This window comes from Conexibacter woesei DSM 14684 (genome assembly GCF_000025265.1).
In the GTDB taxonomy this organism is placed as follows: Bacteria; Actinomycetota; Thermoleophilia; order Solirubrobacterales; family Solirubrobacteraceae; genus Conexibacter; species Conexibacter woesei.
This window is the reverse complement of sequence record NC_013739.1, coordinates 5,223,531-5,236,786: the sequence shown is the minus strand read 5'-3', so window position 1 is coordinate 5,236,786 and position 13,256 is coordinate 5,223,531. Positions and strand designations below refer to the sequence as shown.

General features: G+C 72.7%; 14 protein-coding genes. 8 read left to right on the top strand and 6 right to left on the bottom strand.

What is annotated here, in order from left to right:
• Window positions 1-2: 2 nt before the first annotated feature.
• The 3 genes from CWOE_RS24645 to CWOE_RS31380 all read left to right on the top strand — a co-directional run bounded on the left by CWOE_RS24645 (window position 3) and on the right by CWOE_RS31380 (window position 2,855).
• Window positions 3-437: a MarR family winged helix-turn-helix transcriptional regulator gene (locus tag CWOE_RS24645; RefSeq protein WP_012936372.1), complete on the top strand. Its 435-nt coding sequence runs from the start codon at window positions 3-5 to the stop codon at window positions 435-437.
• A 16-nt stretch (window positions 438-453) separates the two neighbouring features.
• Window positions 454-732: a YciI family protein gene (locus CWOE_RS24640; protein ID WP_012936371.1), complete on the top strand. Its 279-nt coding sequence runs from the start codon at window positions 454-456 to the stop codon at window positions 730-732.
• A gap of 182 nt (window positions 733-914) precedes the next feature.
• A complete protein-coding gene (locus CWOE_RS31380; protein ID WP_148261143.1) occupies window positions 915-2,855 on the top strand; it encodes a DUF1963 domain-containing protein in 1,941 nt (646 codons plus the stop codon).
• 9 nt (window positions 2,856-2,864) lie between these two features.
• On the opposite strand, the gene CWOE_RS24630 is transcribed toward CWOE_RS31380, so the two are convergent.
• Genes CWOE_RS24630 through CWOE_RS24605 form a run of 6 tightly spaced genes read right to left on the bottom strand, consistent with a single transcriptional unit; the run spans window position 2,865 to window position 8,439 of the window.
• The gene (locus CWOE_RS24630; protein WP_012936369.1) at window positions 2,865-3,293 is read right to left on the bottom strand and encodes an acyl-CoA thioesterase; all 429 of its coding nucleotides are present in this window, start codon (window positions 3,291-3,293) and stop codon (window positions 2,865-2,867) included.
• A 56-nt stretch (window positions 3,294-3,349) separates the two neighbouring features.
• Window positions 3,350-4,303, bottom strand: coding sequence for a VWA domain-containing protein (locus CWOE_RS24625; protein WP_012936368.1), 954 nt, complete (start codon window positions 4,301-4,303; stop codon window positions 3,350-3,352).
• Window positions 4,300-5,208: a DUF58 domain-containing protein gene (locus CWOE_RS24620; protein ID WP_012936367.1), complete on the bottom strand. Its 909-nt coding sequence runs from the start codon at window positions 5,206-5,208 to the stop codon at window positions 4,300-4,302. Before CWOE_RS24620 ends, CWOE_RS24625 begins: the two co-directional genes overlap by 4 nt.
• Window positions 5,209-5,212: 4 nt before the next feature.
• On the bottom strand, window positions 5,213-6,247 hold the full coding sequence (locus tag CWOE_RS24615) for an AAA family ATPase (protein ID WP_012936366.1): 1,035 nt from the start codon (window positions 6,245-6,247) through the stop codon (window positions 5,213-5,215).
• A gap of 33 nt (window positions 6,248-6,280) precedes the next feature.
• A complete protein-coding gene (locus tag CWOE_RS24610; RefSeq protein WP_012936365.1) occupies window positions 6,281-7,240 on the bottom strand; it encodes a VWA domain-containing protein in 960 nt (319 codons plus the stop codon).
• On the bottom strand, window positions 7,237-8,439 hold the full coding sequence (locus CWOE_RS24605) for a S1C family serine protease (RefSeq protein WP_049793395.1): 1,203 nt from the start codon (window positions 8,437-8,439) through the stop codon (window positions 7,237-7,239). Before CWOE_RS24605 ends, CWOE_RS24610 begins: the two co-directional genes overlap by 4 nt.
• A 108-nt stretch (window positions 8,440-8,547) precedes the next feature.
• Here CWOE_RS24605 and CWOE_RS24600 point away from each other — a divergent pair, with 108 nt between their 5' ends.
• The 5 genes from CWOE_RS24600 (at window position 8,548) to CWOE_RS24580 (ending at window position 13,233) form a co-directional block, all read left to right on the top strand.
• Window positions 8,548-9,015, top strand: coding sequence for a YtoQ family protein (locus CWOE_RS24600; RefSeq protein ID WP_012936363.1), 468 nt, complete (start codon window positions 8,548-8,550; stop codon window positions 9,013-9,015).
• A gap of 111 nt (window positions 9,016-9,126) precedes the next feature.
• Window positions 9,127-10,455, top strand: coding sequence for an ABC transporter substrate-binding protein (locus tag CWOE_RS24595; protein WP_012936362.1), 1,329 nt, complete (start codon window positions 9,127-9,129; stop codon window positions 10,453-10,455).
• A complete protein-coding gene (locus tag CWOE_RS24590; RefSeq protein ID WP_012936361.1) occupies window positions 10,456-11,484 on the top strand; it encodes a branched-chain amino acid ABC transporter permease in 1,029 nt (342 codons plus the stop codon).
• Window positions 11,481-12,443 carry a branched-chain amino acid ABC transporter permease gene (locus CWOE_RS24585; protein WP_012936360.1) on the top strand — a complete coding sequence of 321 codons (963 nt, stop codon included), beginning with the start codon at window positions 11,481-11,483 and terminating at the stop codon, window positions 12,441-12,443. Before CWOE_RS24590 ends, CWOE_RS24585 begins: the two co-directional genes overlap by 4 nt.
• The gene (locus tag CWOE_RS24580; RefSeq protein ID WP_012936359.1) at window positions 12,436-13,233 is read left to right on the top strand and encodes an ABC transporter ATP-binding protein; all 798 of its coding nucleotides are present in this window, start codon (window positions 12,436-12,438) and stop codon (window positions 13,231-13,233) included. Before CWOE_RS24585 ends, CWOE_RS24580 begins: the two co-directional genes overlap by 8 nt.
• Window positions 13,234-13,256 lie beyond the last annotated feature (23 nt).

The window sequence follows — 13,256 nt, the reverse complement described above, 5'->3', positions numbered from 1 at the left end:
CGATGGCCGACAGACACCGCCTCTACCACCGCGTCAACCTGACCGCGCACCGGCTGCGCGTGCTCGCCGACCAGCGGCTGCTCGACGTCGTCGGCGTCACCGCCGCGCAGGCCGGCGTGCTGCTGATCGTCGGCGATGCCGCCGAGCCGGTCCGCCAACGCGACCTCGCGCGGTTGCTGCGGCAGCGCGAGTCGGCCGTCACCGCGATGGTCGAGCGGCTGATCGCGGCCGGCCAGCTGGAGCGCGAGCGCCCGCCCGGCGACGGCCGCACGTGGCTGCTGCGGCTGACCGCCGGTGGCGAGACCGCGCTCGTGGTCGTGCGGCGCGAGCTGGAGGCGTTCAACGCGCGTGCCTTCAGAGGCGTCCCGGCCGCCGAGCGGGCCGTCGTCGCGCGGGCGCTCGACCGCGTGCTCGACAACCTCTCCGACGACGCCTGACGGGTACGGTTCGGGAATGCCCGAGACCCTGCACCTGCTCAGCTACGACTACGTCGCTGACATCCTCGAACGGCGCGCGCCGCACCGCGAGGCCCACCTCGCCGCGATCTCCGCCTTCCACAGAGCCGGCCGGATCGTGATGGCCGGCGCGGTCGGCGACCCGGTCGCCGGCGGGCTGTTCGTGCTGCGCGACGCGGCCGACGCCGCCGCCTTCATGGCCGAGGACCCGTACGTCGCCGCGGGCCTCGTGACGGCCCACCGCGTCGAGCCGTGGACGGTCGTCACGCCGGTCTGACTCGAGCTCTGACGCTGATGCTGGCGCCAGGCCGCTCGGCCTGAGACGCTGAGGGAGTGCTGAGCTCTGAGCGGATCGCGGCTGCACTTGCGGCCGTCCGCGCCCGTCTGCCTGTCGATCTCGACGATCTGGCGAGGGCGCGCCGGAGGGACGTCGTGCGTTGGCGGCGTGTGCCGCACGGCGTGCGACTGCATCGTCCGGATCCGTGGGCGAGCGAGCGCCACGGTCAGGACGGCGCGCTCGAGGAGCTGGCCGACGACGATGCGACTGCTTCGCTCGTCGTCGGCTGCGACGACCGCGGCCGGACGGTGGTCGTGGAGGCGCAGGGCCGGCACGAGGGCGTGCGTGAGGTCTGGTTCCACGGCGACGGCTGGAGCGACGGCGTCGGTCCGGACGAGGCGGTTCGCGTGCTGCGCGACCCGGCGGGGCGCGTCGTCGCGTCCGTCGGGCTCGCCGACGACGCGCCGTTCGCCGAGCGGTGGACGTGGGAGGACGGCGTCACGCGGCGTGCCGACGAGGCCTCGCTGCGCGACGCCCTCCTGCTGCAGGCGCGCGTCGCCGCGTTCGACGACGACGGCCGCCTGGCGACGTTGCGCTGGGGCAGTGTGAGCGTTGCGCGCGAGCACGCCGACGAGGCCGCGGCGCTGCTCGCCGGTCTCGACCGCGCAGGCGACGTCGTCGCGGAGGAGATCACGTTCGACGCGCGCCTGCACCGCCGCGAGCCGCGTCTGCGTTGCCGCGACGCGCTCGTCGGCCTGCTGGCACCGGCGATCGAGCGCGCCGTCGTCGAGGCGGTGGCCGGCTGCGACGTGCCGGAGCCGTTCGCGGTCGAGCTGCGCCGCGGGGATGAGCACGTCGTACCGCTCGTGCGTATCGGGAGCGCGGCGTTCCGCGACCGGGCACGTAGCACCGTCGCCGCCAGACACGCGGCGCTCAAGCTGCTGGCGGACGCCCAGCCGCCTGACGGACAGACGGTCTCGCTCGTGGATCTGCTCGACGGCGAGGCGCTGCGCGCCTGCCGTGAACTCGACTGGGCACTCGGCGACGAGCTGCAGCGGCAGGTCGGGTTCGACGTCTCGCCCGAGGCCCTCGGCCTCGACGACGACTACCGGGGCGGCGCACGTGGCCGTGCCGGCGACGCGCTCGATGCGCTCGGCGACGAGCTGGCGCGACGGTTGAACGAGCGCGCCTGGAAGGGCACCGCCGACCCCTTCCTCGTGCTCGTCCATCTCGGCGGGCCCGGTCGGCCGGTGCGGCCGTTCGTGCGCGCCGCGCAGGCCGTCGGCAAGCGCCGCGTGCGGGCGTTTCGCGATTCGATCGCGACCCGGCCGCCGCCGGCTGTGGAGGTCCCGGCCGCGGCGTACCACGATCGCGACGCGCTGCAGAGGTTCCTCGCCGCCAGCGGCCTGGCTGCCGACGCGGCGCGGCTGGCGCACGACGTCGCCCTCGTGGGGCTGCGCCTCGACGCAGCCGACGGGGCCGAGGTGCGCAGCCGGCTCGGCGGCCCCGGTCTGCTGGCACCGGGAGTCGACTGGCCGCACGCCGAGGGTGGACGGCCGCACACGTTCCTGGCCGGGATCGACCTCGCCGAGCTGCCCGCGACCGACGAGCTGCCCGGGGAGGGCTGGATGCTCGTCTTCGCCGACATCGACGACGGCGGCGAGGCGAACGGGCTCGTCGACGAGAGCGACAACGCGCCCGGAGCAGAGATCCACGTCGCCTACCTGGAGCCGGGCGTCGCGCCTGTCGCGGCGACGCCGCCGTCCAGACTCGCCGTGGTGCTGCGCGAGCGGCGCGTGCGCGCCGTCGCTCAGTTGACGCTCCCGACGTCCTGGCAGGTGGGCGTGCTGCTCGGCCTCGGACCGGTCGAGCTGGCCGCCTACTACGGCGCGGTCGAGCGTTCCGTCGGCCCGCAGCACGGCTGCCACTGGATCCTCGGCTGGGAGACCGGCGTGCAGGGCTACCTTCCGGATGACGACAGCATCCTGCTGCTGCACCTCGCCGACGACGGCGGCCTTGACTTCAACTTCATGGACGCCGGCTCGATCCAGTTCCGGATCCCGCACACGGCGCTCGCGGCCGGCGACTGGAGCGCGGTCTTCGCCTACGCCGACTCGTGCTGAGCTTCGCCGCTAGGGCACGACCAGCCGCTCCAGCGCGCCGCGCAGCCGCGGCGGGATCTCGGTCGGTCTGCGCTGCGCGCGGTCGACGAAGACGTGGACGAAGTCGCCCAGCGCCGCCGGGTGCTCCATCCCGTCCTTGAACAGCGCGAGCTCGTAGCGGACGCTGGAGCGGCCGAGGTGGCCGACGCGCAGCGCGCCCTCGACCACATCGGGGAACGCGAACGAGGCGAAGTATCTGCAGCTCGACTCGGCACAGACGCCGATCGTCTCGCCGGCGTGGATGTCGAGGCCGCCCTCGCCGATCAGCCACGTGTTGATCAGCGTGTCGAAGAACGCGTAGTACTCGACGTTGTTGACGTGGCCGTAGACGTCGTTGTCGGCCCAGCGCGTGGGGATCAGCAGGATCTGGGCGTAGGCGCCCCGCCGCTCGTCGCTCATGCGGCGGGACGCTAGCAACGCGCAGGCGACGCCGACCCCGGCGTCGCCGGCCCGCCTTACGGCAACCGGCCGGCCGAGCGCATCGAGGCGGCGCCCGCGCCGAGCAGCAGCAGCAGCCCGCCGACGGCGAAGGCGGCGGTCACCTCGCGCTGCTCGTCTCTGGTGCCCAGACGCGATCCGAGCGTCTCGTAGATCGACGACAGCTCCTGGTCGTCCTGCGCCTGGAACGCGCGGCCGCCGGAGGCGTCGGCGATCGCCTGCAGCGTCTCGGGGTCGGGCGCGACCGGCAGCAGCGGCGGGCCGGTCGGTCCCGGGTTCGGCACGGTCGCGTCTCTGGTGCCGAGCGCGACGGTGTAGATCGGGATTCTCGCCTCGCCGGCCGCGCGCGCCACCATCACCGGGTCGCGGCCGGTCGTCGTCGCGCCGTCGGACAGCAGCACCATCGCCGCGGGCGTTCTCTCGCCGTTCTGCTCCAGCCGCTCCAGCGTGTCGAGCGCGACCTGCAGCGCGTCGCCGGTCGCGGTGCCGCCGTCAGCGATCTGCGCCTCGATCGTGCGCCGGATCAGGTCGTGGTCGTACGTCGGCGTCTGCGTCCCGTCGGGCACGTCGGAGAACGTCGTGACGCCGACGCGGATCCCCGGCGGGAGCTGGTCGAGGAAGCGGCTCGCCGCTCTCTTCGCCGCGGTGATGCGGTCGGGCTCGACGTCCTCGGCGAGCATCGAGCGGGAGTGGTCGGTGACGAGCATCACCGACGCCTTCTCGACCGGCACGCCGACGGTCCGCTCCGGCTTCGCGAGCGCCAGCACGAGCGCGGCGAGCGCGGCGAGCAGCAGCGCCGCCGGCAGGTGGCGGCGCCACGCCGGCACCGTCCCGGCCGCCTCTTTCAGCGCCGCGACGCCCGTGAAGCGGACGGCGTATCTGCGCGCGCGGTGACGGTTGGCGACCTGGATCGCGACGAGCGCTGGGAGCGCCAGCAGGGCGAGCAGGAAGACGGGGGACCCGAAACTCATGAGAGCCGCCGTCCGAGGTCGCCGAGCCAGTCGCGGTCGGTCGACAGCACGACGTGCTCGACCTCCAGCCGGCGCAGCTCGCGCGTCACTCTCGCGCGGCGCTCCGCCTCGATCTGCGCGAAGCGGTCGCGGACCGACTGACGCGAGGTGTCGACCTCGATCCGCTCGCCCGTCTCGGGGTCGACGAGCGCGAGCCGGCCGACCGCAGGGACCGACGCCTCGCGTGGGTCGCGCACCTCGACCGCGAGCACCGAGTGCCGCGCCCGCAGCGCGCCGAGCGCGCGCGTCCAGTCGTCCTCGTCGCGCCAGTCGGAGATCACGACGACGAGCCCCGGCTGCGTCGCGACGCGGCCGATCCGCCGCAGCGCGTTGCGGAGCGCGCCGGGCTCGTGGTGGCCGTCCTCCGCGACGCCCTCGCCGAGCGCGCGCTGGAGCGCGACGACGCCGGGCTTCGACGCGCGCGGCGGGTGCAGCCGCGGCGTGCCGGCGCCGAACGTCATCAGCGCGACGCGGCCGGCGCGGCGGATCGCGAGCCGCCCCATCACGAGCGTGACGCCCTCGGCGACGTCGGACTTCAGCCGCTGCTCGGTCCCGAACGCCATCGACGGCGAGAGGTCGAGCGCGATCCACGTCGTCAGCGTCCGCTCGGGCACGTGCAGGCGCACGTGCGGGACGCCGGTCCGCGCGGTCGCCGCTGCGTCGATCTGGCGCACGTCGTCGCCGACCTCGTACGGCCGCAGCTGCGCCAGCTCCGTGCCGGAGCCGAGGCCGGCCGCGCGGCGGTCGCCGGGCAGCGCGCCGGACGCGCGGCGCGCGACGATCAGGTCGAGCGACTCCAGCAGGCCGTGCGGGATCGCTCCCGGACCCTGCCGGCCGGCCGGACGCTTCAGGCGCGGGGCGGGCATGGCGCTAGGCAGCCGCCTCCGGGCGGCGCAGGTGGTCGACCGGCGGCGCCTCGACGGCGGTGAAGACCTGCTCCAGCAGCTCGTCGGCGGTGACGTTCTCGGTCAGCGCGTCGTAGGAGAGGACGATCCGGTGGCGCAGCACGTCCGGCGCGAGGTCGCGCACGTCGGCGACGGCGACGTAGCCGCGGCCGCGCAGCAGCGCCAGCGCCCGCGCCGCCTGCACGAGCCCGATCGGCCCGCGCGGGCTGGCGCCGTACTCGATGAAGCCGGCGACGTCGTCGAGGCCGTACTTCTCCGGCCGCCGCGTCGCGTCGGCGAGCGTGACGGCGTACTGGATCACCTCGCGGTCGACGAGCACTCTCTCGGCCGCGGCCGAGAAGCGGTCGAGGTCGGCGATCGAGAGCCGCTCGCGCGGCTCGGCGACCCTGCCGAGCGAGCGGTCGACGACGGCCGCCTCCTCGCCCATCGTCGGGTAGTCGACCATCACCTTCATCAGGAAGCGGTCGACCTGCGCCTCGGGCAGCGGGTACGTGCCCTCGGACTCGATCGGGTTCTGCGTCGCGAGCACGAGGAACGGGCGCGGCGTCGGGTGCGTCTCGCCGCCTATCGTCACCTGCTGCTCCTGCATCACCTCGAGCAGCGCCGACTGCACCTTCGCGGGCGCGCGGTTGATCTCGTCGGCGAGCAGGAAGTTGCCGAAGACGGGGCCGAGCTGCGTCTCGAACGCGCCCGTGTCGGGCCGGTAGATGCGCGTGCCGATCAGGTCGGCGGGGACGAGGTCGGGCGTGAACTGGATCCGCTTGAAGGAGCCGCCGAGGACCTGCGCGAGCGTCTTGACCGTCAGCGTCTTGGCGAGGCCGGGCACGCCTTCGAGCAGCACGTGGCCGCCCGCCAGCAGGGCGACCAGCAGCCGCTCCAGCATCGCGTCCTGGCCGACGATCACGCGCTTGATCTCGTGCAGCGCCTCTTCGAGCGCGTCGCGCGGGTCCTCCCTGCGCTGGAAGCGCTCCTCTGGCGGCTGGGGCGTGTCGAACGTCACGTTGGTGGCTCCTTTCGTGCGGAAGGCAGGGGGTCAGATGGGGCGGCCGAACCAGCGCAGCGAGAAGCCGGCGCCGGCGAGCAGCAGCAGCAGGCCGCCGGCCGCGAACGCCGCGGTGACCTGTCTCTTCTCGTCTCTGGTGCCGAGCTGCGAGCCGAGTCTCTCGAAGACGGTGTCGAGCCGGTCGGCGCTGTCGGCGGTGAACGTCTCGCCGCCGGTCATCTCGGCTATCTGCGCGAGCGCGGTCGGGTCGGGCGGGACGCGCTCGGTTCTCTCGACGCCGTCTCTGCCGGGGACGGTGATCGTGCCCTGGTCGGTCCCGAACGCGACGGTGTAGATCGGGATTCTCAGTCTTCTCGCCTCGGCGGCGGCCTCGATCGGGTCACGCCCGTTGGTCGAGGTCCCGTCGGAGATCAGCACGATCGCCGACGGCGGCCGTCTGCCGTTCTCGCCGGGCTGGTTTCTCAGCATCTCGGTCGCCGTCGCGATCGCCTCGCCTGTCGCGGTGCCGCCGCTGACGGCGAGGCGGTCGATCGCGGTCAGCACGTCGGAGCGGTTGCGCGTCGGGCTCTGCAGCACGGTCGCCGTGTTGTTGAACGAGATCACGCCGAGGTTGACCGTGCGCGGGACCTCGTCGACGAAGCGGCGCGCGGCGCGCTTGGCGGCGATCATGCGGTTGGGTTGCACGTCGGTTGCGAGCATCGAGCCGGAGACGTCGGTCACGAGCGCGATCGAGGCGCGCTCGACCGGCACCGCGACCGTCCGCTCCGGCCGCGCCGCGGCGACGACGAGGATCGCGATCGCCAGCAGGAAGATCGCCATCGGCACGTGCCGGCGCCAGCCGGGGCGGTTCGGCGCGACCGCCGGCTGCAGCCGCGGTGAGGCGAAGGCGGACGCCGCCGCGCTGCGGTTGCGCTGCTCGAGCAGGTACCACGCCGCCAGCAGCGGCAGCGCCAGCAGCGCCAGCAGGACCAGCGGCGCGGCGAACGTCACGGCGTTCTGGCGGGTCGAGTCCCCAACGTCGCTCTCACCGTCATCTCTCTGCCGCCGCGCTCGATGTCGATCGCGACCTCGTCGCCGGGCGCGCGGTCGGAGATGCCGGCCGCGACGTCGCCCGGCTCCTGCACGGATCTGCCGTCGATCCGCTTGACGACGTCGCCTCTGCGCAGACCGGCTCTGTCGGCCGGGCCGCCGGGGACGACGTCCTGCACGACCGCGCCGTCGGGGTTCGTCAGCGACGCGGGGGAGGTGGTGACGCCGAGGTAGGGGCGCGGGATCGCCTCGCCCTTCTCCAGCCGCGGGACGATCTGGCGCGCGGTGTTGGAGGGGACCGCGAAGCCGATGCCGATGTTGCCCTGCGCGCCCATCCCGCTCGTCGCGATCTGCGAGTTGACGCCGATCACGCGGCCGCCGCTGTCGAGCAGCGGGCCGCCGGAGTTGCCGGGGTTGATCGGCGCGTCGGTCTGGATCACCTCGTCGATCTCGAAGCCGTTGGGGGAGGTGATCGAGCGGCCGAGCCCGGAGACGATCCCTTCGGTCGCGGTGCGGTCGAGCCCGAACGGGTTGCCGATCGCGACCGCCATGTCGCCGACGGCGACGTTCGAGGAGTCGGCGAATCTGAGCGCCTTGACGCCGTTGGGGATGCGGCTGCGCTCGATGCTGACGACGGCGAGGTCGGTCGACGGGTCACTGCCGAGCACGTCGCCGTCGATCGAGGCGCCGTCGGTGCCGAACTTGACGACGACGTGGGAGCTCTCACCGACGACGTGGGCGTTGGTGACGATCATGCCGTCGTCCTCGACGAGGAAGCCGGTGCCCTGGCCGGTGGTCGTGCGGACCGACACGACCGCGGGGCTGGCGGCGGCGTAGATGGCGCCCGCGCGCGTCTGGCCCTCGCGCGGTCTGATCGGTCTGCTGGCGACTGCCGGAAGCGGGTCCGGGCTGTTGCTGTCGTCGCCGCCGAACAGCATCGTCGCGGCGAGCGCGCCGCCGGCGACGGCGACGAGGGCGACGAGCACCGCGAGCGCGATCGTCCCGCGCCGGCGCGGTTGCTGCGGTTCCGGCGAGGGTGCTCCGGGGTCCTCGACGTGGCGCGGCGGCGGGGTGCGGCGCAGCGAGCTGGCGCCGTCGTCACGGGCTTTGTCGGACTCGGCGCGCCACTCTCCGGTCCACAGGTGTCTTGGGGATCCCATCGGTAGGTCGAAGATACCCATGCACCCAAAGGACAAATTAAGAGTGTCCGAGGGAACGCTGAGAGTCGCTCACGCGCCGGGATGCGACACCCGGTGCGGCGTCGTAGCATGGGGACCATGCCCTGGCACGTGTACCTCTCCGGCGAGATCCACTCCGACTGGCGCGCGCGGATCGCGAACGCCGTCATGGAGGAGGACCTCGACGTCGAGCTGAGCGCTCCCGTGACGAACCACGAGGCGAGCGACGACTGCGGCGTCGCGATCCTCGGCGACGAGGACAAGCCGTTCTGGAAGGACCATGTCGGCGCCGGCCTCAACGCGATCCGCACGCGCACGCTGATCGAGCAGTCCGACGTCGTCGTCGTCCGCTTCGGCGAGCAGTACCGCCAGTGGAACGCCGCCTTCGACGCCGGTTACGCGGCCGCGCTCGGCAAGCCGCTGATCACGCTCCACCCCGAGCAGCACGACCACGCGCTCAAAGAGGTCGACCGTGCCGCGCTCGCCGTCGCACGCGAGCCCGAGCAGGTGGTCGACGTCCTCCGCTACGTGCTGAACGGCACGCTGCCGCGCCGCTGAGCGTCAGCCCGCCGGGGCGGCGCGGCGGCTGCGCGCTGGCGCGCCGACATTCCGGCGGATTGACGCACCTCCACTCGGGTACACCCGGGGTGGAACGAGGAGGAGGTTTCCATGTACGCAGGAACGCGCGCCCGACGCATGCTGGCCGTCGGCGCTGGTGCGATCGTGCTCGGACTCGCCGGTTGCGGCGGCGACGACGACGACGGGGGAGGCGGAGGCACGGCCACGACGACCGGTGGCTCCGCCCAGGCGCCCGCGGACACGTCGTTCGAGCTGACGATCGGCGACCTGGTGCCGCTGACCGGCGACCTGTCGCCGTTCGGGCCGCCCGGACGCAAGTCGGCCGACCTGGCGCTCACGCAGATCAGAGACGCGATGGGCGAGGCGGGCGTCGACACGACCGTCTCCGTCGAGCACAGCGACACCGAGTCCAGCCCGCAGGCCGCCGTGCAGGCCGCGCGACAGCTGATCTCGGGCGGCGCCGGCTGTCTCGCCGGCCCGTGGGCGTCGTCGGAGACGATCGCGGTCGCCGAGTCGGTCGCCGCGCGCCAGAGAACGCCGCTGGTGTCGCCGTCGTCGACCGACTCCGGCATCACCGACCTCGACGACGACGGCTTCGTCTACCGCACCGCGCCGTCGGACAACCTGCAGGCGAGAGCGCTCGCCGACGTCGTCGAGGAGGAACTCGGCGGCACCGACGGCACGATCTCGCTCGCGGCCCGCAACGACGCATACGGCCAGGGCTTCATCGACAAGTTCAGAGCCGCCTGGGAGGAGAAGGGCGGCAGAACGACCGGTCCCGTCCTGTACGACCCTGAGCAGCCCAGCTACAACTCGGAGGCCGGCGAGATCGTCGCCGGGAACCCCGACGCGTACGTGATCATCGACTTCTTCGAGACGTACGGGAAGATGGGCGCGTCACTCGTGCGGACGGGCAGATTCGATCCGACGAGACTGTTCACCGCGGATGGCCTCGCGTCGGACAGAATCCCCGACACGATCCCGACGAGAGCGCTCGCGGGGGCGCGCGGCACGCGGCCCGGCACGCCCGAGTCCGGGGCGGTCGTGGACCAGTTCGCGAGAATCTACAGAGCGGCCGGCGGCGCCCCGCGGCAGACGTTCGACGCGCAGAACTTCGACGCGACGATGCTCTGCTACCTCGCCGCGCTCGCGGCCGGTTCGAGCGACGGCGCCGACATCGCCGAGCAGATGCAGGCGGTCAGCAGCCCTCCCGGCGAGAGATTCACGTTCCTGGAGCTGGCCGACGGGATCAGAGCGATCGCGAACGGTGACGAGGTCGACTTCGACGGCGTCACCGGCCCGATCGACTTCGATGACAACGGCGACCCGACGGCCGCCACCTACGAGGTCTACAGATACGGCTCGGACGGCGTGCTGAGAGTCGACCGGCTGTTCGAGGCGAGAGCGACCGAGAGATAGATGAGCAATTCCGCCGACACGGCGATCCGGCCCGGGCGCGCCGAGCGCCCGGGCTGGACCGCCTCGGCGCTCGGGGCCGGTCGCGGCCCGCTCGGCGTGACGCTCGCGATCGTGGCGGTGATCGTGCTCGTGCTGATCGCCGCCTACGGCCTGCACGACGTCGCACAGCGGGGCGTCAACGGCCTCGTCTCGGGTAGCTACTTCGCGCTCGGCGCAGTCGGCCTGACGCTTGTCTACGGGACGCTGCGGCTCGTCAACTTCGCACACGGCGAGCTGCTCACGTTCGGCGCCTACATGGCGTTCCTGGCGAACGTCACGTGGGGCGTGCCGCTGATCGCCGCGACGCTCTTCGCGATCGTCCTGACCGCCGCGCTCGGGGTTCTGACCGAGCGCACGATGTGGCGGCCGATGCGGGCGAGAGGCGCCGGCCTGCTGCAGCTGCTGCTGATGACGCTCGGGCTCGCGTTCGTCCTCCGCTACGGCATCCAGATGATCTGGGGCACCGTGCCGCGCCGGCTCGACGTCGACGTGACCGACTCGATCTCGTTCCTCGGGCTGCGGATCGGCCGCACCGAGCTGATCGTCGTCGTCGTCGGCATCACGACGCTCGTCGCGGTCGGCCTGATGCTGCGGCTGACGTCGCTGGGCCGGCAGATGCGCGCGCTCGCCGACGACATGGCGCTCGCCGAGGTGACCGGCATCGACACCGACCGCGTCGTCGTCGCGACGTGGATCTTCGCCGCCGGCCTCGCAGGTCTCGCCGGCGTGCTCTACACGGCGGCGATCGGCACGCTGACGCCGAACCTCGGCTTCTTCCTGCTGCTGAGCCTGTTCGCGGCCGTGATCCTCGGCGGCATCGGGAACGCCTACGGCGCGCTCGCCGGCGGGCTGCTGCTCGGCCTCGCGCAGGAGTGGTCGACGCTCGTGATCGACGCGCGCTGGAAGGTCGCCGTCGGCTTCGGGATCCTGATCCTGGTGCTGATCGTGCGGCCGCAGGGTCTGTTCGGCCGCAAGGAGCGCACCGTATGAGCCCGGTCCTCGCGGTCAGCCTCGACGCGCTCACCTCGGCCGACTTCTGGATCGGCGTCGGCGTGCTCGCGGGCACCTACGCGATCTTCACGCTCGGGCTGCAGCTGAACGTCGGCTTCACCGGCATCATCAACTTCGGCCAGGCCGGCTTCATGGCGATCGGCGCCTACGGGATGGGGATCCTCGTCGTCAGAGCGGGCTGGTCGCTGTGGGCGGCGCTGCCGGTCGCGACGCTGATGGCGATGGCTGCCGGCGTGCTGATCGGCCTGCCGTCGCTGCGGCTGCGAGCCGACTACTTCGCGATCGTCACGATCGCCTTCGCCGAGATCGTCCGCTACGTCGCGCAGAACGCGCGCGGCCTGACGGGCGGGAACCAGGGCCTGCTCGGCTTCGACGACCAGTGGCTCGACGTCTCCGACACGATCCTCGGGTGGCTGCCGGAGTCGATGCAGGAGCAGTTCCTGCTGCCGCTGCTGCTGGTCGTGTGGGCGACGGTCGCGATCCTCACCGTGCTGTTGAAGCTGCTGCAGCGCAGCCCGTGGGGGCGCGTCCTGCGGGCGATCCGCGAGGACGAGGACGCGGCGCGCGCGCTCGGCAAGAACGTGCTCGCGTACAAGCTGCAGTCGATCGCGCTGGCGGCGGCGCTGGGCGCGATCGCCGGCTACTTCCTCGCGCTCAACCTGTCGTTCCTGAGCCCCGAGGAGTTCGAGCCGCAGTTCACCTTCATCGGCTTCACGATCCTGATCCTCGGCGGCCTCGCCAGCTACGTCGGCGTCGCGCTCGCCTCGGTGATCATCTGGGCGCTGCTGGAGGCGACGCGCTTCGTCGACCTGCCGTTGGCGGCGGAGAAGGTCGCCGCGCTGCGGTTCATCATCGTCGGGGTCGCGCTGATCCTGCTGGTCGCGTTCCGCCCGCAGGGCCTGCTCGGCAAGCGAGAGGAGATGGTGCTGCGTGACTGACACGACCGACACGGCGCCCGTCGGCGAGCCGCTGCTGCGCATCGAGGGCGTCGTCAAGCGGTTCGGCGGCGTGCGCGCGGTCGACGGCGCCAGCTTCGACGTGCGACGCGGCTCGATCACCGCGCTGATCGGCCCCAACGGCGCCGGCAAGACGACGCTCTTCAACGTCGTCACCGGCTTCGAGCACGGTGCCGAGGGGACGGTCGAGTACGACGGGCGCTCGATCGCGGGCAAGCCGTCCTACGCGATCGCGCGCCGCGGGATGGTGCGCACGTTCCAGATCACGAAGGCGCTTGCGGCGATGCCGGTGATCGACAACATGACGCTCGCGGCGCCGCACCAGCCGGGCGAGCACATCGTCGGCCTCTGCATCCACCCGCGCGCCGCGCACCGGCGCGAGCGCGAGGTGGAGGAGCGTGCGTGCGAGCTGCTGGAGACGTTCGGCCTCGCCGCCAAGCGCGACGAGTACGCCGGCACGCTCTCGGGCGGGCAGCGCAAGCTGCTGGAGCTGGCGCGCGTGCTGATGGTCGAGCCGCGGATGGTGCTGCTCGACGAGCCGATGGCGGGCGTCAACCCGACGCTCGGCGGTCGTCTGCTGGAGCACGTGCACGCACTGCGCGAGCGGGACGGGACGACCTTCCTGCTGATCGAGCACGACATGGAGGTCGTGATGGGCCACTCCGACCGCGTCGTCTGCATGGCGCAGGGGAGGGTGATCGCCGACGGCGATCCGGAGTCGGTGCGGACCGATCAGCGCGTGATCGACGCGTACCTGGGCGGGGCGGCGTGAGCGGGAACGGCGAGGGAGCGCGG

Coding starts and splice junctions, on each gene's coding strand:
- CWOE_RS24645 (WP_012936372.1), top strand. CDS start 3: ATGGCCGACAGACACCGCCTCTACCACCGCGTCAACCTGACCGCGCAC.
- CWOE_RS24640 (WP_012936371.1), top strand. CDS start 454: ATGCCCGAGACCCTGCACCTGCTCAGCTACGACTACGTCGCTGACATC.
- CWOE_RS24630 (WP_012936369.1), bottom strand. CDS start 3,293: ATGAGCGACGAGCGGCGGGGCGCCTACGCCCAGATCCTGCTGATCCCC.
- CWOE_RS24625 (WP_012936368.1), bottom strand. CDS start 4,303: ATGAGTTTCGGGTCCCCCGTCTTCCTGCTCGCCCTGCTGGCGCTCCCA.
- CWOE_RS24620 (WP_012936367.1), bottom strand. CDS start 5,208: ATGCCCGCCCCGCGCCTGAAGCGTCCGGCCGGCCGGCAGGGTCCGGGA.
- CWOE_RS24605 (WP_049793395.1), bottom strand. CDS start 8,439: ATGGGATCCCCAAGACACCTGTGGACCGGAGAGTGGCGCGCCGAGTCC.
- CWOE_RS24600 (WP_012936363.1), top strand. CDS start 8,548: ATGGGGACCATGCCCTGGCACGTGTACCTCTCCGGCGAGATCCACTCC.
- CWOE_RS24595 (WP_012936362.1), top strand. CDS start 9,127: ATGTACGCAGGAACGCGCGCCCGACGCATGCTGGCCGTCGGCGCTGGT.
- CWOE_RS24590 (WP_012936361.1), top strand. CDS start 10,456: ATGAGCAATTCCGCCGACACGGCGATCCGGCCCGGGCGCGCCGAGCGC.
- CWOE_RS24585 (WP_012936360.1), top strand. CDS start 11,481: ATGAGCCCGGTCCTCGCGGTCAGCCTCGACGCGCTCACCTCGGCCGAC.